At 60.6% G+C, this 26926-nt stretch carries 22 protein-coding genes and 1 pseudogene; 15 read left to right on the forward strand and 8 right to left on the reverse strand.

Translation table 11 applies throughout. The features are described 5' to 3' along the window. The first annotated feature begins 47 nt into the window (after nt 1-47). The 4 genes from DDD63_RS12575 to eda all read left to right on the forward strand — a co-directional run bounded on the left by DDD63_RS12575 (nt 48) and on the right by eda (nt 3756). Nucleotides 48-842 (forward strand): FGGY family carbohydrate kinase, encoded by a 795-nt coding sequence (locus tag DDD63_RS12575; RefSeq protein WP_205647261.1) that lies wholly within the window; start codon nt 48-50, stop codon nt 840-842. A gap of 146 nt (nt 843-988) precedes the next feature. After that, a complete protein-coding gene (locus tag DDD63_RS12580) occupies nt 989-1465 on the forward strand; it encodes an FGGY-family carbohydrate kinase (RefSeq protein WP_205647262.1) in 477 nt (158 codons plus the stop codon). Nucleotides 1466-2106: 641 nt separating this feature from the next. Beyond that, nucleotides 2107-3057 (forward strand): phosphoglycerate dehydrogenase, encoded by a 951-nt coding sequence (locus tag DDD63_RS11435; protein ID WP_205647263.1) that lies wholly within the window; start codon nt 2107-2109, stop codon nt 3055-3057. Nucleotides 3058-3117: 60 nt separating this feature from the next. Further along, on the forward strand, nt 3118-3756 hold the full coding sequence (gene eda, locus DDD63_RS11440) for a bifunctional 4-hydroxy-2-oxoglutarate aldolase/2-dehydro-3-deoxy-phosphogluconate aldolase (RefSeq protein ID WP_108716483.1): 639 nt from the start codon (nt 3118-3120) through the stop codon (nt 3754-3756). A 674-nt stretch (nt 3757-4430) separates the two neighbouring features. On the opposite strand, the gene DDD63_RS11445 is transcribed toward eda, so the two are convergent. Together DDD63_RS11445 and DDD63_RS11450 are read right to left on the reverse strand one after the other, a co-directional pair. After that, on the reverse strand, nt 4431-4700 hold the full coding sequence (locus DDD63_RS11445) for a hypothetical protein (RefSeq protein ID WP_108716484.1): 270 nt from the start codon (nt 4698-4700) through the stop codon (nt 4431-4433). 69 nt (nt 4701-4769) lie between these two features. After that, nucleotides 4770-5072, reverse strand: coding sequence for a hypothetical protein (locus DDD63_RS11450; RefSeq protein ID WP_108716485.1), 303 nt, complete (start codon nt 5070-5072; stop codon nt 4770-4772). A gap of 712 nt (nt 5073-5784) precedes the next feature. Here DDD63_RS11450 and DDD63_RS11460 point away from each other — a divergent pair. Continuing rightward, nucleotides 5785-6039 carry a hypothetical protein gene (locus DDD63_RS11460; protein ID WP_108716487.1) on the forward strand — a complete coding sequence of 85 codons (255 nt, stop codon included), beginning with the start codon at nt 5785-5787 and terminating at the stop codon, nt 6037-6039. A gap of 604 nt (nt 6040-6643) precedes the next feature. On the opposite strand, the gene DDD63_RS11465 is transcribed toward DDD63_RS11460, so the two are convergent. The 3 genes and pseudogenes from DDD63_RS11465 to DDD63_RS11475 all read right to left on the reverse strand — a co-directional run. After that, entirely contained in the window at nt 6644-6877 is a 234-nt protein-coding gene (locus DDD63_RS11465; protein WP_125482535.1) for a hypothetical protein, read from the reverse strand. A 616-nt stretch (nt 6878-7493) separates the two neighbouring features. After that, entirely contained in the window at nt 7494-8729 is a 1236-nt protein-coding gene (gene tgt / locus DDD63_RS11470) for a tRNA guanosine(34) transglycosylase Tgt (protein WP_240611498.1), read from the reverse strand. Nucleotides 8730-9264: 535 nt separating this feature from the next. Further along, nucleotides 9265-10026, reverse strand: a pseudogene (locus DDD63_RS11475) (queuosine precursor transporter); the annotation flags it as partial. A gap of 630 nt (nt 10027-10656) precedes the next feature. Here DDD63_RS11475 and DDD63_RS11480 point away from each other — a divergent pair. Both DDD63_RS11480 and DDD63_RS11485 read left to right on the forward strand, forming a co-directional pair. Next, a complete protein-coding gene (locus tag DDD63_RS11480; protein WP_108716490.1) occupies nt 10657-11118 on the forward strand; it encodes a hypothetical protein in 462 nt (153 codons plus the stop codon). Then, entirely contained in the window at nt 11115-12440 is a 1326-nt protein-coding gene (locus DDD63_RS11485; protein WP_108716491.1) for a hypothetical protein, read from the forward strand. The genes DDD63_RS11480 and DDD63_RS11485 overlap by 4 nt, the downstream gene beginning before the upstream one ends. 351 nt (nt 12441-12791) lie before the next feature. Here the strand turns inward: DDD63_RS11485 and DDD63_RS11490 are convergent, their stop codons facing one another. Then, nucleotides 12792-13634 carry a DUF4261 domain-containing protein gene (locus DDD63_RS11490; RefSeq protein ID WP_164505536.1) on the reverse strand — a complete coding sequence of 281 codons (843 nt, stop codon included), beginning with the start codon at nt 13632-13634 and terminating at the stop codon, nt 12792-12794. A 320-nt stretch (nt 13635-13954) separates the two neighbouring features. Between DDD63_RS11490 and DDD63_RS11495 the strand changes: the two genes are divergently transcribed. Beyond that, the gene (locus DDD63_RS11495) at nt 13955-14641 is read left to right on the forward strand and encodes an NAD(P)H-binding protein (protein ID WP_108716493.1); all 687 of its coding nucleotides are present in this window, start codon (nt 13955-13957) and stop codon (nt 14639-14641) included. A gap of 1834 nt (nt 14642-16475) precedes the next feature. Here DDD63_RS11495 and DDD63_RS11500 read toward each other — a convergent pair. Next, nucleotides 16476-17159, reverse strand: coding sequence for an adenylate cyclase (locus DDD63_RS11500; RefSeq protein ID WP_108716494.1), 684 nt, complete (start codon nt 17157-17159; stop codon nt 16476-16478). A gap of 267 nt (nt 17160-17426) precedes the next feature. Here DDD63_RS11500 and ilvA point away from each other — a divergent pair, with 267 nt between their 5' ends. The 5 genes from ilvA to DDD63_RS11525 all read left to right on the forward strand — a co-directional run bounded on the left by ilvA (nt 17427) and on the right by DDD63_RS11525 (nt 22438). Continuing rightward, entirely contained in the window at nt 17427-18689 is a 1263-nt protein-coding gene (gene ilvA / locus DDD63_RS11505) for a threonine ammonia-lyase IlvA (protein WP_108716495.1), read from the forward strand. A 126-nt stretch (nt 18690-18815) separates the two neighbouring features. Further along, complete coding sequence (locus DDD63_RS11510) at nt 18816-19421, forward strand: 1-acyl-sn-glycerol-3-phosphate acyltransferase (protein ID WP_108716496.1); 606 nt, start codon at nt 18816-18818, stop codon at nt 19419-19421. Nucleotides 19422-19483: 62 nt separating this feature from the next. Beyond that, nucleotides 19484-20149 (forward strand): TetR/AcrR family transcriptional regulator, encoded by a 666-nt coding sequence (locus tag DDD63_RS11515; RefSeq protein WP_108716497.1) that lies wholly within the window; start codon nt 19484-19486, stop codon nt 20147-20149. Continuing rightward, complete coding sequence (locus tag DDD63_RS11520; protein WP_205647264.1) at nt 20146-20736, forward strand: NAD(P)H-dependent oxidoreductase; 591 nt, start codon at nt 20146-20148, stop codon at nt 20734-20736. The genes DDD63_RS11515 and DDD63_RS11520 overlap by 4 nt, the downstream gene beginning before the upstream one ends. Before the next feature lie 214 nt (nt 20737-20950). After that, nucleotides 20951-22438 (forward strand): gluconokinase, encoded by a 1488-nt coding sequence (locus DDD63_RS11525; RefSeq protein ID WP_108716499.1) that lies wholly within the window; start codon nt 20951-20953, stop codon nt 22436-22438. A 245-nt stretch (nt 22439-22683) separates the two neighbouring features. On the opposite strand, the gene DDD63_RS11530 is transcribed toward DDD63_RS11525, so the two are convergent. Beyond that, nucleotides 22684-24054 carry an alpha/beta fold hydrolase gene (locus DDD63_RS11530; RefSeq protein ID WP_108716500.1) on the reverse strand — a complete coding sequence of 457 codons (1371 nt, stop codon included), beginning with the start codon at nt 24052-24054 and terminating at the stop codon, nt 22684-22686. Nucleotides 24055-25130: 1076 nt separating this feature from the next. Here DDD63_RS11530 and DDD63_RS11535 point away from each other — a divergent pair. Together DDD63_RS11535 and DDD63_RS11540 are read left to right on the forward strand one after the other, a co-directional pair. Further along, nucleotides 25131-25505 (forward strand): hypothetical protein, encoded by a 375-nt coding sequence (locus tag DDD63_RS11535; RefSeq protein WP_108716501.1) that lies wholly within the window; start codon nt 25131-25133, stop codon nt 25503-25505. 53 nt (nt 25506-25558) lie between these two features. Then, the gene (locus DDD63_RS11540; protein WP_108716502.1) at nt 25559-26869 is read left to right on the forward strand and encodes a C2 family cysteine protease; all 1311 of its coding nucleotides are present in this window, start codon (nt 25559-25561) and stop codon (nt 26867-26869) included. Nucleotides 26870-26926: the final 57 nt, after the last annotated feature.

The raw sequence follows: 26926 nt of genomic DNA on the forward strand, positions 1-26926 counted from the left end.
GTGATCGGAACGCCCCTGCGCGGCAACGAGAGACAAGGGAGTACAACATGCGAATACTTGCACTGGAAGCGAGTACGACGTCGGCTAAAGCCATGCTCTACGACAGCGAAACGGACAAGTTCGAGAGCGTCGCGCGGGAGTACAGCGACGACTACTCCACCGTGGAAGACATCAACCAGGCTGAAGCCGTTTACCAGCAAATGATCGCAGTGGGGCGCGAGGTCTTGAACTGGCGCAGCGTCGATGTGATTGCTCTCAGCGGCACCTGGCACAGCGTATTCCTCTGTGATCGGACCATGCGCCCCACCACACCTGTGTACTTGTGGAACTACACGGGTGCGAAGGATATCTGCAAGAGATATCGGCAGGACGACGCATATGTCCGTGACTTCTATCAGCGCACCGGTTGCATGGTCAATGCCATCTATCCCGTATTCAAACTTGATCTGCTACGCGAGACGGGACGGGATGTAGACAATTCCTACATCATGAGCCAAGGTGCCTACCTCACCTATCGCATGACGGGTGGGCGGGTCTCCACGCGCTGCTTGAGCAGCGGCACCGGCCTGATGAATATCCACAGCCGAGAATACGATCCGCAGATTCTGGCCGAACACCGTATCCAAGAATGGCAGCTCAGCCGCCTCGTGGACGACGACGCCTCCTTCCCTCTGACGCAAGAGGCCGCGAATCTGCTGGGCGTACGCAGCGGCATTCCCGTGATTCCAACCAACTCAGATGGCGGACTCAACCAAGTGGGTGTGGGGGCGATTCGGAAAGGCGTCGCAACGTTTTCCGTCGGCACGTCTGGGCCATTCGTCTCAGCTCCGACACCCCGGTAATACCCGATAGACCCAGCACCTGGTGCTACCTCTCCCCGAAGGCCTACCTTTCCGGCGCCGCCACCAATGGGTGCTGCAACTGCACAGATTGGGTCAAACAGCGCTTTTTCCCGAGTGGAACGAGTTACGAGGAGATCGAGAGCGGGGTGACAGAGGAGGCGGATACACCGGTGTTCCTCCCCTTCCTGTTCGGCGAGCGATGCCCGGGATGGAATGATGAGCGGCGCGGCGGCTTCCTGAACGTAGAAGCCAGCCACACCGCCAATGACCTCTATCGCGCCGCGCAGGAGGGCGTACTCTTCAACCTCTACCAGTGCTACAAGGTTCTTGCGGAAGCCAACGGAGCTCCAACCGAGGTAATGCTCTCGGGCGGGATTCTCAAGTCATCTGCATGGACGCAAATGGCAGCGGATATCTTCGGTGTGCCCATGTCCGTTAACGACGTTGAGCAGGGTTCTTTGCTGGGGGCGATTATCCTCGGAATGGAGCAGCAGGGGCTCATCGACGATGTGCGGGATTACAAGCCGACCGTCGTTCGCACCATCGATCCCGACCCTTCGCACCGTGACTTCTACGAGGAGAAGTTTGCTCGCTACCTCGAGTGCTACGAGAACAATTGCTGAGATCAGGTGGTGTGCCGTGGCATGTGGGCCGCAATGTTGCAAACGATCGTAGCTGCACGCTTCGGGGGCGGTGCTGCGAGAACTGCGGGGTGTCGTGTGACAATCGCGGGCTGTGATGCGAGGACCGCGGATCGTGGTGGGAAGACCGCGGGCTGTGATGCGAGGACCGCGGATCGTGGTGGGAAGACCGCGGCCTGTGATACGAGAGTCGCTTGCCGTGATACGAGAGTCGCTTGCCGTGATACGAGAGTCGCTTGCCGTGTTGCGAGAGTCGGGCCTGTGAGGTGGCAATCGTCGGCCATGGTGCGGCGACCTCGCGCCATGGTTCAGCGACCTCGCGCCATGGTGCAGCAATCCCGTGCCATGGTGCGGCGACCTCGCGCCATGGTGCAGCAATCCCGTGCCGTGATGCAGCGACCTCGCGCCATGGTGCAGCGACCTCGCACCATGGTGCAGCAGTCTCGTGCGACGGTGCGGCAACTGTTCAGATGCGACACGGGCCAACACGCGGTAGAACAGATTGGACACACAGAATAGATAGGACAAGTGGAATCGATAGGACAACGCATCGCCGACTGCGAGGCACCGCCCGGACTCGAACCGCCACAGCCAAGCAGTGACACAGGGCAAGGAAAGTGAGTATGAGCAAGGTAATTGTGACCGCCCGGTCCTTCGGGAAAACCAACGACGAAGCAGAGCAGCTTCTACGGGAGCATGGCTGCGACGTCGTGCGGATCAACGCGGGAACAGAGGCCGTAGAACAGCAAGTGCGGCGCGAAATCGTCGACGTCGACGCCGTCGTCGCCGGACTGGAGGAATACGACGCGGACGTTATCGCCAGCGCACGTAATCTGAAGGTCATCTCGCGCTATGGCGTCGGGTATGACAAGGTCGATGTGGAGGCCGCGAAGGCGCGCGGGATCGCGGTCACCTTTACCCCCGGAGCCAACGGGGATTCGGTGGCCGATCTGGCCGTGACGCTGATGCTCAGCGCGGCCCGAAACATTTGCTACATGAACAGGACGCTGCAACGCCCGTCCGGGCTCGAGATGTACCAGAAGACCCTGGGCGTGATCGGCGTCGGGCGCATTGGCAAGGGCGTGGCGCGGCGTTGCCGGGGCTTCGACATGGATGTGCTGCTGTATGACGCCTTCTATCAGGACCAGGAGTTTGCCGACGCCGTCGGCGGGAAGTTCGTGGATCTGGAGACGCTGATCCGCGAGTCCGATTTCATCTCCATTCACGCCAATCTGAACGATTCGACACACAACATGTTCAGCACCGCGCAGTTCCGGGCGATGAAGAGTACAGCTGTGTTGGTAAACACCGCGCGCGGCGGCATTGTAGATGAGGATGCCCTGTATGACGCGCTGCGCGACGGCGAGATATATGCGGCGGCGCTCGACGCAGTTGCCGATGAGAGTAACGAGGCGAATAACCGGCTGCGGGAGTTGGACAACTGCATTCTCACGCCTCATGCCGGCGCGGCGACGCGGGAGGCGTCCGCGAAGATGTCGCTGATGGCGGCGCAGAACGTTGTTGACGTGTTGGAAAGTGGGACCTGCGCGAATCTGGTCCCGCCCCTGCGGTAACCTCGGTGTTGCTGACAGCGTACAGTCCCATTGTCATGATGGCGTGATCAGGAGGTTCTGATGGTAGATGTAATCGACGAGTGTAGGAAGTGCGGGCTTGTGCCCGTCGTCGTGCTGGAGGACGCAGCGGATGCGGTGCCGCTTGCGCGGGCCATGCTGGCCGGCGGTATCAACGTCATGGAGATCACCTTCCGCACCGACGCCGCGGAGGAGTCCATCCGCGCGGTCACCGCCGAGGTCCCCGGAATGCTGGTTGGCGCCGGTACGGTGCGTAATCTCGATGAATGCCGCCGTGCGCTGGCGGCAGGAGCGAACTTCGTGGTGTCTCCCGCACTGGATGTGGAGGTCGTGGCGCACTGCTTGGATGCCGACGTGCCCGTGCTGCCGGGGACGGCGACGCCAACGGATATCAACACCGCCCGCAACCTGGGACTGCGACTGGTGAAGTTCTTCCCGGCAGGTGCTTATGGCGGTCTCAAGGCACTCAAGGCCCTGCATGGGCCGTTCCCGGACATGCTGTTCCTCCCCACCGGCGGCGTGAACAGCGGGAATGCTGGCGACTACCTGCGCACCCCCTACGTCGTGGCGGTCGGCGGGAGCTGGGTGTGCCCGGAGGCAGATATCATGGCGCATCGCTTCGAGAAGATCACCGAGCTGTGTGCCGCCGCGCGTGAATCAATCGACGCCGCGCGAGCGTAGTTGGTGCTATTGCACGGCAACGCACGCGCTTAAACCCGCCTCGATCCCACGCGGTGACCACCACCCGCTAAGTCGGCGTGAGTCAGCGCGGGTAGCACGGGAGTCAGCTTGGGTCGGGACGGGCGCCACTCGGGTCGGCGTGAGTCAGCGTGGGCGTGCTGGGCCTCGCAAGTGGAACAGGTGCCCCATGGCCCCCAACGTTCTCGAGCCTGTGGGGATTCTATGGGATTGCTTCACAGTTGCTCGGCAAACCGGAGCATGGTCGCCGCCATGGTGGTAGGCACAGCCAATTGCACTGTCGTCAGCCTGGCCCGGAGCATCAAAATGTCCAAATCCCGTCCAAACGAAGAGCTCCTAGGTTTGAGCGGCGCCAAAATCCGCATGATTCCGCCATTCTTTAAAATGACTCAATCCAGATTGGCGTCGTTTGGACGGGATTTTGACACATACCCGCCTGACGACCCTGCTGCGGGCGTGAATCCGGGATGGAGGTGGGCGGTCCGCGTAGCGCGGACCCTGCTACATGCCTGGATCCCGGTGCTGGACAACGTTGAGCATGGTGGTTTTACCGGCCGACCTCCCACATGCCTGGATCCCGGGCCAACAACGCCGCACACCCAGGCTTATCGCCCGGTTCACGACCAAGTGACGGCCGCGCAAGAGATCATGGGGAATTAACCTTGCACGTCGGTGTCGAGCTCCTTGTTGAGTGCCAGAAGGTCCTCATAGTCGGAGCACAAGCAATAGTCGCCGTCTGCGATGTCGTGGAAACGTGCCAGCAGGTCATCGGGGACGCGGATGCGGTCTCCGAGGTAGAAGTCGGCGAAGTAGGAGAGCGCCACATCCGGTTCGTCTTTGGCAGTGCCTAAACCGATCTCAATGTACCGCTCGTTTCCGCCTGCCTGCAGGTAGGCGTTGGCGAGATCGTCGGCTAACGTCACCATGACCCATCAGGTAAGAATCGAGACACGCCCTCCTCCTTCAGACGACGTCGACGATACAAGAGGGCACCCCTATGAATTTTGCTTTTCGCGCTCAAGCTCGTCGTGAATCTTGCGCAGATCCCGGCAGTCTTCCTCCATTTCCGGATCACCGGCAACATGTTCTTCGATCTTGCCCAGCAAGTCTTCTGGAACGTACGCATTCGCGTTCAAAAGGCCCCAGACCATGGTTTGAAGCGCAGCCCACGAATCGCGCGGAATTAGCTCAATAAGAAGAGTTGGGTCTTCAGGCGAGTAGGGGATGAGGTCACGGACAAGCTGCTGGCGGGGTTTTTCCATACCGCGCCAGTAGGCCACATAGTCACCTGGGTTCATTTCCCATCCTTGCACCGCATCCCAATCTGGGAAGATCAACGTTATACGTATATTGCCACATCGGAGCGACATGCGCGTGGCCCGCTTTAATGCCGATGCCTTCCTGCAGCTACACCCTAGGCTCCCTCCTCGTGAGAGAATCGGTTGTTCTTGAAAAGCCAGCCCACCACAGCGCGGGCGTATTCGAGGGCCGCCAGATGGAACTCGCATGCAACACGTCTCCAACCATAGCCTGCGAGCTATCCTTCCCATTCACCGATGACTCGCACACCATCAGTTGGGGAAGTCAGAGAAATACCCCAGCTTCGGATCATCAAAGGTCCCGATGACTAAGCTCCGATGACGGGGCCTCGGACGAGGAAGCGGTTAAATTCCTCGCAGCCTGGCTTGTCTCACGCAGTAGCGTACAGCCCACAAGTTACGGATCAACACACTAACCTAACGGATACGATGAATACCATTGAGTACAGCCCGCAGGTTACGGGTCAATTTACGACCGCCGAAGGTCCCCACTGGCTGGACACCATGGGATGTGTGGGACCCTGGCTAGGGAAACTCTGCTTGGAGCACCCCCACTTGTTCCCCGCGGTGACGCTGTTCGCCACAGTGCTGGCACAGGCGAAGGCTTCATGCTTCGCATATATGCAGGCACGAAACGAGGTAGCCTCAACATATCAGGGGCTGCCTGGTTCGCTAGAATAAGGGACATGCCGTGGACATATTGTCAGCTATCCGTGAAATGCTTGCCTACTGTCCCGACATGGAAGGCATCATTTTTGAGCTCGCAGACGGAGACCCCGCAGCTGCTCTCGTGTCACTGATGGACCAGTTCTACGAGGACAGGATCCGCATCTCAGATGATCTCCTCCAGCATCTCCGTAATCTTTCCGTCGGTGACTATTACCTGGAGGAAAGCTATCTTGATCTTGCGGACCTGCAGAAAGAGCTTGCAGCGGGCGCTAACTAACGGTTCTGTCAGGACCCTGCTTCTGAGCCGGATGATACCGCGCAGGTTGCTCATGCTGTTGCGCAGGATGCACGCACACACCCAGTCCGTGTATATTCACCCATGGCGAGTCGGCACCCGGCTGCGCCCGGCGCCACCAAGCCGAAGAAATTCGGCCTCCGCATGCGCGGAGCGGACGTCGTGACATCTACCGTCTCATGCGCCCGAAGTTCTCGGCCTCCGCATGCGCGGAGCGGACGTCGTGACATCTACCGTCTCATGCGCCCGAAGTTCTCGGCCTCCGCATGCGCGGAGCGGACCACCACAGAAACGACAACCGGCTGCGTCAAGGAACACCTCGGAGAAGCTTGGAAGCACCATCCTTTCCATGAAACCTCCTGCTTCATACAAACTAGTTCTCCCCCGATCACTCGGGGCATATATGCCGGAAAATCGGCAGAAAATACCAACTATCCTCGACTTCCACTTTTGCGGAGCGTAAACACTTGTGCCATATGGCAGATCGCCAGGTCACTTGTCTGTAGACATTGACACGGCCAAAGCGATTCCAATAAGCCGACCAAAACGACCAGCCGAAGCCTGCGGAAACGATCCTTCCAACGGACTACATGAGGTCTCTGCAATCTTCCTCCAGATAGGCACAGTCTTTCGAGAAATACCATGCTCGATCCATGAGCTCTTGCGGGACGCTAACGCAGCCCTCATACAGTTCGATCAACAAAACCCGCAGGGCCGTCGAAGAATCGTGCCCCATGAGTTCCAGAAGGTCTGCATCTGCGTCAGAGAACTCATCCGAATGCGGATCTCGCGGCATGAGGTCATGCACAAGCTGCCGCAACTCCATCTCCTCGTTTCGCCAATGCAGGTCTACCGTAAACCACCTCCATGCCCCACAGAAATGATCGCCGATAAAAGCGCGCGAGCATCAAAGCGTATAAGCAGCATCAACATGCGCGCGCCAGCATCAAGGCTTTTGGGCTGATATCAACGCACATATCGACATCAACCTATCCAGACGACGCCGAATTGACAAAAACCAACATCAAAATGCTCATTCCACCATCAACACGCGTATGCAGGCATCACAGTGTCCAAATCCCGTCCAAACGGAGCTAATCTGGACTGGTTCACTTTAAGGAATGGCGGAATCATGCGGATCTTGACGCCCGCCCTGAGCGAGTATCTTTACGTTTGGACGGGATTTGGACAGGTCACCACCAAGCTCCATCACATCAACGCCCGATTCCGTCACGCACCGCTCCGTACAAGCACCGTCAGGACGGGATTTGGACAGATGACCGCCACCTCAGTCACAGCGCTCCTCCACACAAGCACCAGCTGGACCGGGGCGGGCAGCATGGCGAGCCCCGGCGGCTACCACTCCCCACAGGCTTCACACCGCACCCACAGGCGCCGCTTGGGTACCATTTGGTCACATACCCATCCAACGTCTGCTACTTCCGCCCCCACTGCCCGGCGTAGAACCGCCCCAGGGTCTCCTCCTTGAACTCGGCGTAGTATCCGCCTTCGATAGAGTCGCGAATGCCTTCTACCAACTTCACCGTGAAGTACTCATTGTGAATCGTTGCCAGCGTCGAGGAAATCATCTCCTTCGCCTTGAAGGCATGATGCAAGTACGCACGCGAATAATGCGTGCAGGTATAACACTCGCATCCCGGCACCAGCGGCTCGAAGTCCCGACGGAACTGTGCGCGGACCACATTAAACCGCCCATCCGGTGAATAGATCGCCGCATTGCGCGCCACCCGCGAGGGATTGACACAATCGAAGGTATCTGCCCCCGCCTCCACCGCGGCGAAGAAATCGTCCGGCTCGGATATCCCCAACAGGTGCCGTGCTCTATCCTCCGGCAGTTCCTCGCACACCCAGCCCACAATCGTGCCCAGATTCTCCTTCTCCAAGGCGCCGCCCACGCCGAAGCCATCGAAGCGCTGCCCGTCGATCTCCATGGCACCCAGATCGCGCGCGGCCTTACGCCGCAAGTCCTCGTACTGCGCCCCCTGAATCACTCCGAATAGCTGCTGGTAGGGTTTACCCGTTCGCGCCTCGGTCAACTCCCGATGCGCCGCCAGGCACCGCTGCGCCCAGCGCCGCGTACGCTCTAACGCCTCCTCCTGATAGCCACGCGAATTCATTAGCGTCGTCAACTCGTCAAAGGCGAAGATGACGTCGGCACCCAATTCATGCTGGATGCGCATGGAGACTTCGGGGGTGAAACGATGGCGCGATCCGTCCAGGTGGGAGCGGAACCAGACGCCGTCGTCGTCGACGTCGGCAAGCCGCTCCTTGGTAGGGGCGACGTCCGAATCCGCGCGCGACGACCCGGAGAACTCCTCCGAGAGCACCTTCTTGAATCCCGATCCCAGCGATAGCACCTGGAAACCGCCGGAGTCGGTATACGTCGGCCCGCTCCAGTTCATGAAGCGCGCCAGACCGCCGGCTTCGTCCACGATATCCGACCCGGGCTGCAGGTAGAGGTGGTAGGCGTTGGCCAGCACGGCCTGCGCCCCGAGAGCCGCGACGCTTTCGGGTAGCACCGCCTTGACGGTGGCCTTCGTGCCCACCGGAATGAACGCCGGCGTGCGAATATCCCCGTGCGGGGTGTGGATAACCCCGGTGCGGCCAAGTGGGCGGCCGCCGCGGCCGGAGCGCAGCGCGGCAGTCTGCATGCCGGTGGAGCGCACACCTGTATCATGCATACCTGCACCGCGCACACCAGTATCACGCACGCCTGCACCGCGAGCCCTCGCGGCACCAACGCTGACGCGCCCGCCCGCACCCGCTGAAGTTTCAGCACCATCACGCGCCAACTCCAGGCGCGTACCCACGGTAAAACCGATGTTCTCCGACGACGTCGCCTCACTCACCCGTTGTTCCTTTCGTCTAGTCCACCGGGACCCGCATCAACGCCCATCGAATCCTCGCCGGTCCCGCCAGTGATCATCTCCGCGCACATGTCGCTGGTCTCGCCCGCGCGGGTCACCCGGCGTGGCGGCGCAAGGTGACCGTGTTCGCGTGCGCCGACCTCGCCCGCGGGGCTCGCCCCACCCCGCTACGAACCTTGCTGCGGTTGTCACCTGCCGTAACGCGGGCGAGCTCGTCGGCGTTACTCACAGCAGCAACGGCCCCACCAGCACTACCGCTACCTGCGTCGTCGGCACCCGCCTCATCTGCAGTCTTCCTAGCACCTGTTGCATAACTCGACTCGTGCCGTTTAAACCACCCAACCACCTGGTACGTCAGCGGCAGGAACAACGCTTCGACTCCCACCTTGTACACGTAACCCGTGATCGTCAGGTTCGCGATGGTGCCGAAGCCAGCCACCCCAACCCACGCAATCGTGCAGTACAGAATAGTATCCACCGCCTCGCCTACCAGCGTGGATGTCAACAGGCGCACCCACAGACGCTTCTCGCCGAAGCGGTCCTTGATGCGCACGAGCACGTAGGAATTAAGAAGCTGACCGGCGATGTACCCAATGATCGAGGCCGCCACGAAACGCGGCACCACGCCGAGCACCGCCTCGAAGGCCTCCTGGCTCGTGTAGTCGGGGCCCACTGGCGCAATCTGCACCAGCCAGAATGTCAGGGAGGCGATGAGCTGCACGACGAAACCGGTAAGAATCACGCGGCGCGCGGCCTTGAAGCCGTAGACCTCCGAGAGTACGTCACCCAGGATGTAGGTCAAGGGGAAGAGGATGGCGCCGCCGTCGAAAACAAGCGCTAACGGGCCAAGGTGCACGCCTATAAGTTTGGTTGCGCCGATATTCGAGAGTAGAAGGAAGGCGACGAAGCAGACGGCGACGATGTCGAAGAAGCCGTGAGTCGAGGCGGCATAGTGGGCCTGTGTGCGAGGACCAGATGCCTCATCTACGGGATGCGATAGGCCGACGCACGGCGCGGCACTGGCGGGGAATGTTTCGTGCACAGGCGTTCGCCCGGCTGAATGACTTTCGGTGGCAGACATGCTTTCCTTATCGGATGGTCGACGACGCCGCCTGCGAGCGCGATACCCGCCTGACGGCTATACGCCGGATACAGTTATCCTTCGCCCGGTGCTGCCACCACCGGAACCCGTGTGGGCGCAGAGCGCGGCGAATCAGTTCGAGCCGGAGCGACCAGCGCCACTCAGACCCGTGGTCCAGTCGGCGGCCTCGGCCCGTGCCATGCACCGGCCCATCAGACGCCACTGCTCGGAAGAACCGACAAGCGGTAGATCCGGCAAGCGGTCGATCCGACTAATAGGCCGACAAACCGAGGAGCCACCAAGCGGTAGGCGACGCCGTAGCGAAAACTGCCCGTGTTTCGCCCCGCGGTTCGATCCACACGGAGAACGCCGCTCACGCGGCGACCCGCAAAGAGTATACCGAGCACCTCCACTCGCCAGAACCCAGAGGCACACCTAATGGTTGACAGGTGCCCGTTTACCGCCTGAACTCCCAGGAGTCCGTACATGCCCACTTGCAACCCAGGTCATCCACGCGACTGGACCTACAGGCACATCTCAACGTAAGATTGCACAGTAATCATCGCGCCAGACTTGATCATTACTGCCTTCCAAACAGGCTCGATACTCGTCGTTCCAAAGGAGCACCTGATGCCTCCACGCCGCTTGACGCTTCTCGTTACTCTCATGGCACTGCTAGCGGTCTGCTGCGCCTTGGGATTGCACCACCTATTGCGTTCGTCATCTGCCCGGCCCCCGGTGCCCAGCGAGAGTACCGCCACAGACCAAGCCGGACCTCACTCTCCGAAAGACCGCACCCCAGCCAAAACCCAGGTAGAACACGTCGATGGAGTGGTGGTGCGCGACTTCGATCTCGGCGATATCTCCTTGGGTGGGCACGGCAATGCCGACACCTTCCGCGCTCCCGTGCGCGGCGTTCTGGTAACGCCAGATATCGAGGTGACAGCCAACACAGGGACGACCCCGGACGCAGAAGCACCCGCCGCTCCGCTCGTTATTGTCAGCCACCTGCGCACCTTCGGCTGCGCCGACGAGACATTCCGCTACCCTGCCTCCCGGGTGTCGAAGAGATCCGAGCCGATCGAGGCATGACTTACCTTGGTAAGGCGTTGGCGGCCCAGGGGTACGCGGTGCTCATCCCAGATCTGTCGCCTCTGTGGTCCGGGGAGGAGACCGCCACACCCTATGACCAGGTCCGCGGCTGGCGCCTGACCGTTGAGCGCATGCGCGACGAGCTTCTCACCGCGTCGAGTGGCGGAACTACCGCCTTCGGCGCAGGCATGCGCGGCGTGATCAGCCCTGGTGGCACCGCGCTCATCATGCACTCGCGCTCAGCCGCCGTGTTCAATTCGACGGTTGATGCCTGGAAGGATTCTCCCACCCCGATCACGTCCCTAATGACCTACGGGGGAGACTTTGTGATTCCCGACGGACCCGACCCGGATTTCAGCCCTCCTCCACCCACAGACGTACCTTTCCTCGTCGTCGACGGCGACGCCGACCGCGACGTCAAGCAGGCGGGAACCATTTGGCTCACGGAACACATCACACAGCAGCGTACCGCCCCGGCCATCGGCGTCAGAGTGCCCGGATATGGCCACAACTACATTAATCGCGCTTTATCCGAGCGAGATTTTGACGACCGCGTGATCGACGGCGACACAGCACCAGATGCCGCAGCGCATGAAGCGCTACTCACCAGCTTCAGCAGTCAGTGGTTGGACCAGACGCTACGTGGAAAGCCGGGGCCATTTCCAACGGCCTCCGATGCTCCTCTGCCGGAAACACTCGCCGACGTGCCCGTGCAGTGGTTGGTGACCGCGCCCGGTGCTGCCGCCCACTGGACCGCGACATCCGCAGAGAACGCAGACGGAGCTGTCGAAGCCGTTGGAGGCGGGCAGGTGAAGCTTTGCCGGACCTACGCCAGCATGGACCCGAATCAATACCCTGATCGCTGCCCCGACCCCGAGAGCGGAGTGCAATCCATGCGCTCGACGACGGCGCGTATCAGCCTTCCGCGCGGCGGTGGCGCCCGATTGTCGATTCAGGCATCAGATGTGCAGGAAGTACATCTTCACCTGGCACCAACCGGGAGTCGTAGTGACGAGCTGACGCACACCCCTCTGCAAGTCGTATTGGTCATGGAAGACGGTTCGCGGCTCCCCCTGTCGCCGTTGGGCTCGGAGAAGGCACTCAGCGACTTGCGGACTGCGGAAGACAATGGCGATTACACCGTTGCCACACTTCGTTTCTCTGTTCCCCCTCAGGCTCAGGGGCGTGTTGTCACCGGCGTTGAACTACTCGGAGGCGAGGGTGAACCTGGCGGCGCGGGTGACGCGAGCGGTGCAGGTGACGGCAGACGGCATGACAGCGTTGACCTGCGCGGCGTCTCCTTGATCCAAAGTGCCCGCTAGCACGACCGCACCCCTATCCTCCATCCCGACGCCCCATCGGGAAAAGTACTTGTGGGTCCGGAAGGCACACCTGCCTACAAGATGAGTACGCTCATGTAGAGCAGATAAGCGCGTTCACATGGAAGAGTGCTCCATATCGTCTAGTACTTCACAGACACCTCGCTCCTACAGACGCGCAGTGCTCTTGTGTCTCCCAAGCACTTTCATACCCGCCGGGTACTCCCCCTGTCCGCTGAGCGCTCCCGTATCCACCGTGTGCTCCCGCCGACGGCGCGCATTCGCCCCAATGCTGGGGCTCTCACACCGGCTGCATACTCGCATGCTGGGTAAAGGCCTACCGAGCCAAGAGCACTAAAACGCAATTCGCACCACCGGCATCTGATCGGCTGGACTAGTCGCCTGCGTCAGTGCCAGTTCCTCGCCGTCGCGGAAACCCACCGTTTGGCCGGGCAGCAGATAGCTATCACCGGCCACGATATAGTCAGCCACATTGGCCAACAGTTCGTACACATCTTCTTCGCTGCGAGTGGAGTCCATGATTTCGAGATCGAGATGCCCAAACATCGGCAAGCCGAGTGTGCGCCCGTGAGTGAGGTCAGGGTGAAACGTCCGCACGCCAACCCACAAAGGAAGTGGCGCACGCCCTTCGGTAAGGAGCTCCGCCAGTGAGGTGATCATCTCCGGTGGATGCACCACTCCCAGTTCGGTGCGGTACACACCGACGGCGGCAGGCTCCCGCATCAACGCGTCGGATAGTTGCGTGAGCATAGTGTGTGCGGCAACCATGCGGGCACGACGTCGCAAGCCCACGTCCTGTTGCTGCGGCGTCGAAGCATTACTCAGATCATTCGCCTCGTGCGATGAGCCTGCCTGCTCTCCCACCAAGGGGGCATAAAGCGTAATTGCCAGGTAGAAGGAATGCTCCGGAAGTCGGCCTCGCTCCACCTCCAGCGGGCGCGGAATAACTGAGAGCATGCTCGTCACTCCGTCCACATCGAAGTGCAGCAAGCGGCCCCCAGGCGAGGTCTCCGAGGCGGGGATTTCCTCCCAGTGCGGCGTGATGTCGACATTCCAAAGCTGCGGCAACCGCGCCACGGCGCTGTCAACATCAATCGGCGCCGAATACAGCGCAGCCGCTGAGATGAACTCCGGCGCAAGCGGATGGATCGCAGACGATGGTAACTGCTGGCTCATGGCGTAGGGAGGTCCTTTCAAATGGCCGCATCTTTTCATCGCCAACATACATGCTTCTCACGTCGCACTTCACCTTGGCGGCACCGCATCATCCTTCCCGCATCGTGCTTCGCACCCCCGCATTCGCACTACACGTTTCCCGCATTGCCCTCGGCGCTTGCACCGGAGCGGCACGCGGCATGGTGACCGCCTTCAGCCAGGAATATGACCTCGATTACAGACATCACTCCCCGTGCGGACGAGAATATTCCGCAAGTCGCAAACCATCCGCATGTTCTGGCAAAGTCGTGATCGTCGCCAGAACGGGAAGAAGGTCTTCTATGTCCCGCATCATTATCATCGGCGGCCACGGCAAAGTCGCCCTGCTGCTTGCACCCCTCTTGGCCGCACGAGGCGACGACGTCGTCTCACTGATCCGCGACGAGAGCCAGAGCGGCGACGTCACCGCAGCGGGCGCCGCACCCGTCGTACTGTCCGTCGAGGACGCCGATGAGGACGAGCTTGCGGCCGCCTTCACCGGCGCCGACGCAATTGTCTGGTCGGCGGGCGCCGCCGGGAAGGGCGGCCCCACGCGCACAAATGCCGTAGACCGCGAAGCGGCCATTCGCTCGATCAACGCGGCGCTGGCAGCGGGCGTTTCCCGCTATGTCATGGTGTCCTGGGCCGGCTCGCACGGAGATAACCCCGTCGCTCCCGACCACCCACTGCGCGCATACGCGATGGCGAAGCTCGACGCCGACCGTCATCTCGCCGCCTCGGGGTTGGATTGGACGATTGTCGGGCCCGGACTTCTCACCCTCGATGAACCAACCGGGCAGATTGATGTCGGGCGCGTGGAGGGCGAGTCGTCCGCGCCGACGTCGCGAGCGAATGTGGCCGCAGTCATTGCCGCAGTGCTGGCAGAGCCGAGCAGTATCGGCCGCGTGATCCCGTTCCGTGACGGTGCAACTCCTATTGCCGACGCCGTCGCGAATGTTCCGATCAAGCTGGCCGACCTCGACCACTGATCAAAAGACCCGATGAGCCTGGACACCCGCCTAAGAAGTGTCGCCTTTGTCGAGAAGTGTCGTGTTTTTCGCGGAGTTTCTTGAAAACCCGACACTTCTTGGCTCCTGCCATCCCACTCCCCGCTGCCTGGCAGCCCTAGCGGAGAGGAACTGAGCTCCGCTGACCACCCTAGCGACCAGTTCAGGGGCGGCAGCCATGGCGGTCATGGAAAGCGATGGCGGAGGGTCGGTTGTGGTGCTGCAATCTGCCTGCAACGCTGGCGCTCATGGAAACCAACGTTGCACCGGCCAATACCAGAAGTCCTGTCGGGGCAATTGCGGGGTCGTGTCAAAATCCCGTCCAAACGGAGGTAAAGTGGAGTCTCTCAATTTAAGGAATGGCGGAATCGTGCGGATTTGAAGAGATCGGTGTTTGCCGAACTCATCGTTTGGACGGGATTTTGACACCCGCCGCTCGTCAACCGCAAGGTCGTGTGCGACAACGTCAATCGAATAGACGGGATTTTGACTTCCTCCACTCTTCTACTGCAAGAGTCTTCAATGGCGCGTTCGCAGATAAGGCTGTCAGACTCTGGTTGCGGAACATTAGGCCCGCAGACTCTTTGTGTCGGCGGACGATAGTAGATGCTGCGGCACGCGGCGGCATGTGCAAGTCACCTGAGCAAATCGCGTCGCCCCGACCGTGCGATCAACGACTGTGGCTATTGGTGATGGCATACTCGTACCCATGCTGGTGCTCATAGCCAGCGCGATGCAGGTCCGTGGCCTGGTTGTCATGATCTGTGCAGCGGGAAACGAACGCCAGGTGTGAAGTCAGGGCCTAACGGCCGGAGACTTCAGGCTGACGCACTGATCTTCAGCCACGCGGCGGGTTACGGTCTACGCAGCGGGCCACAACCTACCCGTCGGCCCTCAGTCCAAAGGCTGGGCCCACCCCAGCAGCGGGGGCCCGCCCGCAGTAGGCGTAAACATCGCCGACAGAGAATATAAAGCTGGGTGGTACAGGACGACAGCAGCATTCCCGTACCACCCAGCGGAAGGGTAAGGGTCCCTTTTCCCACCCGCTCACCTCAGCTGGGACGGAAGTTCCTTACCGTGCGCGCACCACGTAGGCGGCGCAAGCCCTATTTTCTTGTGCAACTTTCGACCCAAGCCGACTGTCGCTTCATCCAGCACCTCCCGGCGCTGTGTCTCTATCATAGACCTGCCCGCAGAGAATTTTCCAATGCGGCACGAATCAATTCGGTAACAGTTTTGTTTCCAAATTCCTTCGCTGAAATGGCGGAATATCGCCAGTTCTGCACCACGACCGCCCGCTAGACCGGCCGAGAACCCGCAAAATTCCGCTCTCAGCTATCATAAACAGCCGCGTGATGTTCATCACTTCCCCTTTCTGGACCTCCACGGCGTGGCTGCCGGAGCTCCGCTGTCCGGCGTCCAACCCAGTACTTCGGAGCCTCAAGCCTTCACAACGTCAAGCCCTCCACACCTTCACGCCCTCTCATAGCCTCAACCGTCACTCCTACAAGGCTCACTACGCAGAGCCCGCACCTGAGCCAATCTCCAACTACGCCGCGCATAACAGCCCTGGCTCCTCACGCAGCCTTCACCCGGGTAGAAAGGGTAAAACTGGCAACATTGCGCCCGCATGACCTTCGTCGGCCATCCATCCAGGCAGGAAAACGGCAAGGCTCATCCTGGCAGGAAGGCGGTCAAGCACAAAATCACGCACAGCCTGCTCAATTCGCGCCCTCATGCGAAGTCCGTACCATCCTGTGGACCGGACTCCGTACCATCCTGTGGAGTGCGCAAGTTGATCACGATAACGCTTGGGCTATCCGTGGCGGTCCGTCCCCTCCTGTGGACCGGGCAAGTCCATGAAATGCGGGCCACGCGCGGCCAGTTCCGTCATATACATGCCACCCCACTGCCGCCAAGGTTCCTTGGATAGATAGTCGTTGGTGAAGCGCAGATCATCGGACACCTCTGTCACACAAAACTCCGGAATCCGTAGGCCAACCACGGGTGCCAAGCGCTCACACTCAGCGACGATCAAACCTTCGTTCTGCCCACCGAACACGTCGAACTCCCACCCGTCTTCGTCGTACCAGAGTGAGAGGCGGTTCTTGAGGATCATATTGGGCGCCCGGCGCAGGATTTGGGTGGCCACGTCGAGGTCCAGCTCCGTTTCCATTTCATAGCGCTCGCCCGCGACCGTCGGCGACTTAACAGCAATAGTCGCAGCCGCAGCCTCACCATCGGTGCGCAACAGCTTCTCCAGCAGCCGCCGCTCATAGGCGCCACAGAAGTCAAGCGCATCGTTGAAGGACGGCAGATCAACCTGCCGACCCGGAAAGGCAATGCGTACCCGCACCGCGTAGCCATCCTCGGCGAATAGGTACGCCTGAACAATTACTTGCCGCGATCCGTGCTCCAGAACTTCGGCCGGAATCTCCCGCACAAAAAACTTGCGTTCAAACTCGAATTCCAACTGATCCACGTCCGGGTTGTCGCTCATAGCACTAGCATATGCGGCTCCGCGTATCCCTTCGCACGACGTCGCAGCCGTGGGCACATCCGCACACCCCAGCCGCACCGCCTCCGCACCATCCACACCCCAGCCGCACCAGGCGCACCCCCTTCCGCGCACCGGTCGTAGCCCTCCGCACGTAACCACACCCGTTGCCACCACAGGTGGTTTTCAACCCGCCTACACGCGACTCGCCTCATCGCCCAACTGAGCACAGTTGGCTTCAGGGCTGGCAAACACGGCACACTAGAAGCCATGACCAGCGCATCGGAACAGCTGCCCTCCGGGGTTGACGTCGTCGTCGCCGCACAGACTCTCGGGACCACGGTCCGAAGGACTCCTCTCGACCTCTCCCTGCGCCTGTCCGGGCAACGGCACCAGCCCGTACTTCTCAAACGCGAAGACGTACAGGTCGGTCGCTCCTACAAGGTGCGCGGCGCCTACAATTTCATCTCTTCTCTCACTGGGGAGGAGCGGGCCGTCGGCGTCGTCTGCGCCTCGGCCGGCAACCATGCGCAAGGCGTAGCCTTCGCCTGCCGCCAGTTACGCATCCATGGCAAGGTCTTCCTACCATCGACGACGCCACGGCAGAAGCGCGCCCGCATCAGCGATATCGGCGGGCAGTGGATCGAGCAGGTCATTGGCGGCGGCACCTTTGATCAGGCCTCCGACGCCGCCATGACCTACGCCGCACAAACCGGGGCCACCTACATTCATCCCTTCGACGACCCCCGCACCATCGCCGGGCAGGGAACCGTTGTCAAAGAGATCTTTGAACAGGCGAGTGAATTGCCAGTCGGCGTCGTCGTACCCGTCGGCGGTGGTGGACTACTGGCGGGAACCGCGATCTGGCTGCGCACATTCCACCCCGACGTACGCATCATCGGTGTTGAACCGGAAGGTGCTGCGTCAATGCGAGCAGCACTGGAAAAGGGCGGCCCGGTCACCCTGCCGGAAATAGATGCCTTCGCCGACGGTACGGCGGTTGCGCGCGTCGGCGATATTCCTTACCAGATTGCCCGCGACATGGTAGACGAGGTCATCGCCGTACCCGAAGGGGCTATCTGCACGGAGATGCTCGAGCTTTATCAGGTGGAAGGTATCATCGCCGAGCCTTCCGGTGCCCTGGCCACTACCGCCGTCTCGCGCTTCTTGCCGGACCTACCGGACGGACCGGTCGCCTGCATCATCTCCGGGGGCAATAACGACGTCTCGCGCTACGACGACATCGTGGAGCGCTCCAGCGTCTACGAGGGTTTGCGGCACTATTTCCTGGTCACCTTCCCGCAGGAGCCCGGCGCACTGCGGCATTTTCTCGACGACGTTCTCTCCGATGGCGAAGATATCGTCCTGTTTGAATACACCAAGAAGAACAACCGGGAAACCGGGCCGGCACTGGTCGGAATCGAGATTGAGGATCCAGCGAGTATCAGCGAGCTGTTAAGACGCATGGAGAAGTCGCCGCTGCATATCGAAAAGCTGGAACCGAATTCGCCGGCATTCTCCTTCCTGCTGTAAGTGGCACAAATCCCTCGCGGTCGCGCTCTCGCATAGAATCAGAGCAGTACACCACTGTTGCTTGGAGGGCGGGCCCTTCGAGCGGCAGTGCGGTTGTCATTGCCAACACCGGACCCGAGGAGTCGTATGAGCCTGAAAAGCGCCATTGCCGCCACGTATATGCGTTTTTCCCGTTGGACCTTCGTGCACGAGGACATCCCGCCGCGGGCCATTGTGATTGGCGCTCCGCATACGTCCAACTGGGACGGCTTTCTCATGGTTATGGCGTTCTGGCGGATCAACCGACCGTATAAGTTCCTTGTGAAGGACTCGGCCATGCGCGCCCCGGTCATTGGCCGTATTGTGCGCTGGGTCGGCGGGATCTCCGTGAACCGATCCGGTCACCACGGCGTCGTCGGAGAAATCGTAAAAGAAGCGGCAGCCAGCGATACATTCACCCTCATCATCGCCCCGAAGGGCACCCGCTCGCCGCAGCCTTACTGGAAGTCCGGCTTCTACCGGATCGCGCTCGAGACCGGCTTCCCCGTTCAGTTTGGCTTCATCAACCGGAAGAAGCGCGAATACGGCTGGGGCGGCAACGTTACGATCACCGGTGACGTCAGCGCCGATATGGATCGCATTCGCGCCTATTATGCCGGGAAGACCGGCTTCAATCCCGAGAATACTTCAGTGCCACGCCTGCGTGCCGAGGACGACGACGCCGCCCGCGCCCACCTACTTGGCACCGACTAGTAGAGACGCCTCATAGCGGCTTTCGCTTGACAATCACAGCTTAATCAAATTAAGCTCGTCGCATGACAACAGCACGCTCGTCAAACCAAGCACGACGTCGATCAAGTGGACCTACCACCGACGCACTCATGCGCCCCAGCACGTCGTCGCAAAACACCGCAGACCGGCTGGTGAGCGCCTGCATTGAGATCATTGACGAAGTCGGCTGGTCCCACGTGGAGCTGGCAGCCGTCACCCGCGCCTGTTCAGTCTCCACACCTGCCATCTACAGTCACTTCGCCGGAAAGGAGGAGCTACTCCAGGCAGCGCTGACCGAAGTCTCGCATCGCATGCAGATTGAAGCCGCGCATCGCATGCAACACGCACTCCCGCCAGACGCAGATGCCGATCCAAATGGCGTGCTCCTCAACGCTGCCGAACAGATTGTCGACACCGCCGTCCATCACCCGCATCTACTCGACTTCCTCCTTTTCAGTCCGTTCTCGCTGGAGGCATTGCGCGACACCACTTCGCAAACCGCCGCCTTCCCGTTCCTCTCCGCAGTCCAGGAAGCCATAGACCTTCTGCTGCCGGAGGGCCCGGATAAACTGCGGCAGCAGGTCTTCCTTGCCGTGTGGTCCGCTATCCAGGGCTACTCGAAGCTGGTCGCCAGCGGCGCAGCGCATCACAACCCCGATTTTCTTGCCCGCACACTCAACGCATTACTCACAATGAAAGAAGGAGAATGATGGACAACATCCTCGTCGTCTACGCCCACCCCTACCCGCAGTCGTTCGCGCATGCCGTTTTGGATGAAGCCGTGCGCGCTCTGGAGGAAAAACACGCGGATTACAACGTTATCGACCTGTACGCCGACGGCTTTGATCCACGTTACTCTGCGGAGGAGCTCGCCCTCTTCTCTCAGGGGCGAACCCTGGATCCTTTGGTGACTCAGTATCAGGGACTCATCGAGAAGGCGACCGCTTTGGTGTTCATCTCGCCGATCTGGTGGAGCGACGTGCCATCAATCATCAAAGGCTTCGTAGAAAAGGTCATGAAGCAGAAGTGGGCATACGAGTCCACCGGGCGGGGAGTCAAGGGCAAGCTCGGGCATATTCGCCGAGTCAAGGTATTCACTACCTCGACCTCGCCTACGTTCTACCTGCGGCTCATATGCGGCAATGCCGTAGGCAAAGTATTCCTCGGTGCTTCCATGAAACAGCTCGGCATTGCCAAGCGCGACTGGGTGAATCTCGGTCAGGTGGCATCCTCCGCTGATCGCCGCCGCGCACACCTGCAACGGGTATACCGTGACGTATCCGCCTTGTGCGGCTGAGGTCGCTGCCGAGAACGACGCCGCAGCGTCACAGGGACCTGGTCCATCCCCGCCCCCCAACCAGCTAAACAACTAGTCGACGCCGCAGCGTCACAGGGGCCCGGTGCTCTCCGGCGTCGTCGAAGCAGTGCTGTAGCTTACAGCGGCCAATCAGGTTAGACTTAACCCTAAACTGCTAACTCGGACGCGCAGCGAAGCACGGAAAGGCACAACCATGGCCCAGGGATTTCGGACCAAACTGAAGAACGCGCAAGAACCCTTCGTTCTCGCCATTGATATTGGTTCCACCGCGTCTCGCGGTTGTCTGTATGACGCGCGCGGCCTTCCGATCGATGATACAAAGGCGCGCTTCGCGCACACCTTCACCACATCCTCGGATGGGACGTCGATTATCGACGCCGACCAGATCGTCACCGAGTGCCGTCAGATCCTCGACTTCGCAGCCCGCCCCAAACTCGCCGGCCGTATCGCCGGGGTCGCCATCGATACATTTTCCGCCAATCTGGTGGGTGTCGATGAGCGCGGAGACGCCATCACACCGTGCTACACCTATGCCGACGGACGCTGCGCAGACCAAGTGCAGGAGCTGCGTTCCACCTTTGATGAAGGCCAGATTCAGCAACGTACCGGTACGCGTTTCCACTCCTCTTACCTGGCACCCCGCCTAACCTGGTTGCGGCAAACGGATCCCACCTTGTTCGGGCGCGTCCACCGCTGGATGGCTCTCGGCGAGTACATCTGGCTCCAGCTTCTGGGAACGACGGCGATCGGCACCTCCGCAGCGGCATGGACAGGCCTCCTTGATCGGCACACCGGGCAGTGGGATGGCGAACTGCTGAACCATTGCGGGGTGCAGGTGGAGCAGCTGGGTGAAATCCGCGACCCCGACCAGCCGCTTGAGGATCTCCACGGCAAGGCGAGCGCCGAATGGCCCGGACTGGTCGGCGCGCGCTGGTTCCCGGTGGTACCGGATGGCCTCGTCTCCAATATCGGCGCCGGTGCACCGGATTCGCGCACGATGGCCGCAAGCGCGGCGACATCGGGAGCAATGCGCGTCATTGTCAATGGCATTCCGGAATACATTCCAAGCGGCCTGTGGGCCTACCGCGTATCGCGCGAGAAGGCGATTCTGGGTGGAGCGTTGAACGACGTCGGCCGTGCCGTCACCTGGATGGAGGAAACTCTGCGGCTCAAGAAGACGACTCTTGATGAGGTGTTCACCCGGGAGCCCAGTGGTGACACTCCGCATGTGCTGCCGTACTTCACCGGTGAACGTTCCACCGGCTGGGCCGCCCGCGCACAGGCCGCCATTACCGGCATCACCTTCGACGCGCAGGGGCCGAAGTTGGCACGCGGCGTGATGGAAGGCGTTTGCCAGTCCTATGCACGCGTTTTCGATCAACTGGCCGAAGTCTCCGGCCGCCCGGGCGAGATTCGCATGTCCGGTCGTGCCATGCAGGCGCATCCCACCTGGCTCGCGATTCTTGCCGATATGTTGCAGCTTCCCGTGCTCCCCGTAACGATCAAGCGCGCCACCTTGCACGGCACGGCTCTCCTGGCACTTGATACTCTCGCCCCCGACGTGGAGCGAGCGGATCCCACCACCGGAGCCACCTTTGAGCCCCGCGCGGAGCATGGAGCACATTACGCCGCCGCGCGCGAACGCTACGAGGATTTGTACTCGAAGCTCGTCGAGCAGTAGCACGGCGGGGCGATCAGCGCGGGAGCCCGCCGGGCAGATACGGGCAGTGGTTCGTCGAAGCTGGTCGAACAGCACGGAGAAAACCGGGACCTGCCCACTCCGGTCCCGGTTTTCTCCCCCTAGCTGCGCATCCAGTCGATGTGTTGAAGAGCCTGATCGACGCGTGCTGGTACGCACTGTTACCCGCGAGCACCCGCAACAATGTTGTCTGCTCCATTGCTGGCTGTCCCAGCAACCACTCTCCCCTAGCTGCGTACCGCTCGTAGAAGGCGTTCGATCATCTGTGGTCCGCCGGTGCGCAGGCCGTCGTGGTGGAAGTCATTGGTCATCAGCGGCTTCAATCCACGGATTTCACGTGCGGTTTCCCGGGAGAGATCAAAAGGCACGAACATGTCGTCCACGTATATCCAAGCAGCCGCAGGAACCGTGTTCTCCGCCAGCACCTCGCGCGAATAGAGTTCCGGCCAGTCACGTTTCAGGGCGAGAAGCTCAGTCGCAGCTTCCAGCCCGGTCAGTGCCGGGTCCTGCTCGAACTGCCAGGGATACATATGCTCGCCGGTGAACCGGAAGCCGTGGCCCTCGGCACGCAGCTCCTTTTCTCCCTCGCTACCGGCTGAGAGGTCTGGAAGACGGAATTCGGGAAACCCTCCCCGCACCCGCTGCGCGCTCCACGCCGTCGAGCCTGTGGAGGCCTGCGCGTAAATGGACTCCTGCAACACCGCGTAGAGCGGATGGCTCGCCATAGAGAGATTCTGCCCGGCGCGGGCGAGAAACTGCGGGCGAAGACGCCGCTCACCGCGATGGAACCACACAGGGTCTTCCAGAAGGAAGTGCAGGCTGTCCGGTCCGTAGGAATATCCCAGGTACAGGCCGAGCTGGCGGAACCGAGCAGGGGTGAGCCGCTCCCCGGTGGGAAGCACTTCCTCCACATCGGCCAAATGCCGAGCGATGTACCACGCGGTTTCTTCGTCGGCCGGGTATCGGGCGAAGAACTCCTGGTTACGCACCGCTGTTTGCGGGTAGGTGTACCGGTAGACGGCGTCGGCGTGCAAATGCGTGGACGGCAGACCGGCGGTGATGAAAGCCTCCGAAAGGCCCTTGGGCGCTTGCGAAAGATAACAGGTGACCGTAAATCCTCCGAAACTCTGCCCCAACGCGGCCCACGGCTCGTCACCTTGCAGGGCTTCCCGGAGCCGTTCGGCGTCCTGCACGATGGAATCCTGCCGGAAACAGGCAAGGAGGGCGGCCTGCGCCTCCGGGCGTCCCACCGCAGTGATCGCGTTGGCCTCCAAGGGGTAGGAGTTGCCGGTACCGCGTTCATCGAGGAGGACCACCCGGAAATGGTCCAAAGCGGTGCTCAGCCAGGAATTGATGGGGGCCATGCGAGGCGCCGCTGACCCCGGCCCTCCCTGGAAGAAAACCAGCCGCGGGTCGGCCTCATGGCCGTCGCGCACATACTCGCGAGCAAACACGTTGATGGTGTCCGGTAAGCCCTCACCCGAACGCCCCGTCGCATCGTCCGATAGGCTCTGCGCTGCACCAAAATAGTCGAGCGGAACCTCAATCCAATACTCGTTGAGGGTATGCCCCTCCAGCCGGTACGTCGCCATATCCATGCGACCAGGCTACCCGCACGGCGCGGGTGATGCGTGACGGCTTTAGCCTGACGGTTTTAGATTTTGGGCTCGGACTCTTGGACCCATGGTCTTGACCTCAGGGGAGAAGCTCCGGGTTCTCGCTGAGTGGTCTTATGCTTCAGGTTCTCATTCCCATGGTCTCAGCTTCGGACTCTCAGGCTCATGGTCTTGACCTCAGGTCGAAGCTTCGGGCCGGGATGTGGACACGGCGACCACTATGCCCCACGATCAGGCCTGCGAAGCCGTGTCGGTATCAGCTACGGGCTCTCAGCCCCATGGTCTTCTGCTTCGGGCCGGGATGGCGGACCGGACTACTACGCCCCGATGATCGAGCCTTGCGCGAGCAGCGGTTGTTGGCGTACGGAGCACCAAGCTGTCCAAATCCCGTCCAAACGAGAGGCAGTCGGTCTCGTCGAATCGAGAAATCCGCATGATTCCGCCAGTTCTTATATTGAACCGATCCAGTCTTGCTTCGTTTGGACGGAATTTTGACATTCCAACCCGCTGCGGCACAGTTCGAGCCGACAAGCGTCCTGGCCGGCAACGTAGCGAGCTGACGGTCGGATCACGGGTACAGCACGTAACGCACCGACCAGTTAGGGCAAGAACCCGATCCACAGCGCGCTTGTCAGGCAGAAGGGGGATAAGTCCGATGCGTGTTGTTTGATTGGCAACGCAGGAATCCGACGGGAGCAGACAACATAACGCCCGAATCGACGACCCCCATTGGAAAAGGCGTTGACCCGACCAACAGCGTACCAATGCGGCACGATTCGAAGTACCAGGCAAAACTCTGAATCCTGGCGAACCCCACCGCCGCGCTCCACTCTACAAGCCGCGCACCGTAGCGCTGCCGCTTGCGCAATACGGACGAGGCGCCCTGGCCACGCAAGCCGAACAGGTCAACATCCGCTGCCCCTTCGCGCGACGCGGACGAGGCTGCCTCGCCTGGCTGGATCCCGGCGTCGCGGGCACTTATCCTAGCGCAATTCCGACGAGACTGTTAAGCTGACTGCGTACCTGTTCACCAACGACCAGTCGTAGGAGACATCACCGTGGGAGACATACGGCTCGACCCCTCCGAAATGGATAATCTGCATTCACGCCTTCTTAGAATTGGCGATTCACTTGAATCACAACCCACTCTCACCGCCCCTGGGGCAAACGCCTTTGGCTCTACGGTTCTGGCGGAGACCGCGGCCGAGTTCTCTTCGAACGAAGAAACGCGGCGCACCGATTGCGCAGACTGGTGCCAAAACAATGCCGATGGAGTGCAATTCACCGCACAATTCGTCGGTCAGACCGACGAGGATGTCGCACAGGCTTGGTATGCCCAGCACTTGCCTACTGATCCCGCGTACGTCCCCGCCACCCCAGCGCATACGTTCTCTTGGGATAAGCTGTTCAAACACCAGGACAAGTACGAATAGGCACTCTCCCATCCCGCTTCGCAGATAGATCCCCGACACGAGAGCCACTCACTATGACTATCTTCAGCAATTTGATTGGTGATATGCCCGGTCACTCCCAGGCCGTTTTTGAGTACGCCGATATGGTGCAACACTCAGCCAGCAGGACCGCAGAAGCGGAAACCAGTCTTAGATCCTCGCGCTCAATGACTCCGAGTTGGAGCGGAGCATCGGCGGACGCGTACCAGGAGTCGATTCGCGGACAGATTCACGATATTTGCGTCCTCGCCGACGGCACGGAGGACGGCAGCAAGTCGCTCCTCCGCTACGCCTGGACACTGCGAACCCACGAAGATCGTGTCGAGGAACTACACGATGAACTGCTCAAACTTGACTCGCAGTATGACGCCGCACCCGATAAAGCGGCGGTACTTCCTGCCCTGATCCGCCCCGCCAAGATGATCACGCAGGAATACGCGGACCGCGTCTCACAAGCGAAGGAGGCCGCCGAGGTCTGTGCGGCAGAATTGCGTAACTCTCTGGACCTCGAGCCCGTGAACCGCCGCAGCAATGGCACCAATGTTGGCGCGAGCGAAGAACTGACCGAGGAGGACATCGAGCGTATCAATAGGGAGTTGGAGAATCTCAACTTCAACAACGTCCAGCAGGGATCGATCGGCGACTGCTACTACCTCTCCGCCCTAATGGCAGTAATGCAGTACGACGAGGGGCAGGATTGGCTTCGCTCGTGTATCTCTCCCCATTACGACGAGAACGGCAAGCAGGATGGGTACCTGGTTACGGTATACGACGACCCACTCCACCCGGACGAGAAGGCGAAACAGACCGTTCTTGTCACCGACGTGTACGCACATGGCGCCACCGGCCTCGACGGATCGCCTTCTGTCATATCGATCTTTGAGTCCGCCTATGGGCAGCTTCACCCGGGCGGCACTTTGGATGGATCAGATGGCGGTATCACTTCTGGCAGCCGTCAAGAAGCGTTGCAAGATGTAACCAATAGAAGTGCGCACACAATCGACGGGCAGGATGGCTACAGCCAATCAGAGAGGGAGGAGATTGTCGATGCCCTTGACCAGGATCATCCTGCAACGGCGGGCACAGGAGCAGCACCCAGCGAGCATTTTGAGAATGGAAAGGAGCAAGTGGAAGTCGAACTTCCCAACGGATCGAGACAGAAGATCGTCCTCTACCACAGTCACGCGTACGCCATCGTAGATGCGGATGAAAACGGTGTTACCCTCCGCAATCCGCACGGGATGAACAGGACTCCTTACGGCTCAGAGGTTGATGGGACCTTCACCATGTCGTGGGAAGACTTCAGCTATTACTACGGTAATGTCACAGTCGGTGAAATACCCTAACTCAGTCAACGCGCTCTTTTCCATTAAGAGATCTGGCCGGACCATACAGCTCTTCTC

The sequence above is a fragment of the Actinobaculum sp. 313 genome, from assembly GCF_003073475.1.
Classification (GTDB): Bacteria; Actinomycetota; Actinomycetes; order Actinomycetales; family Actinomycetaceae; genus Asp313.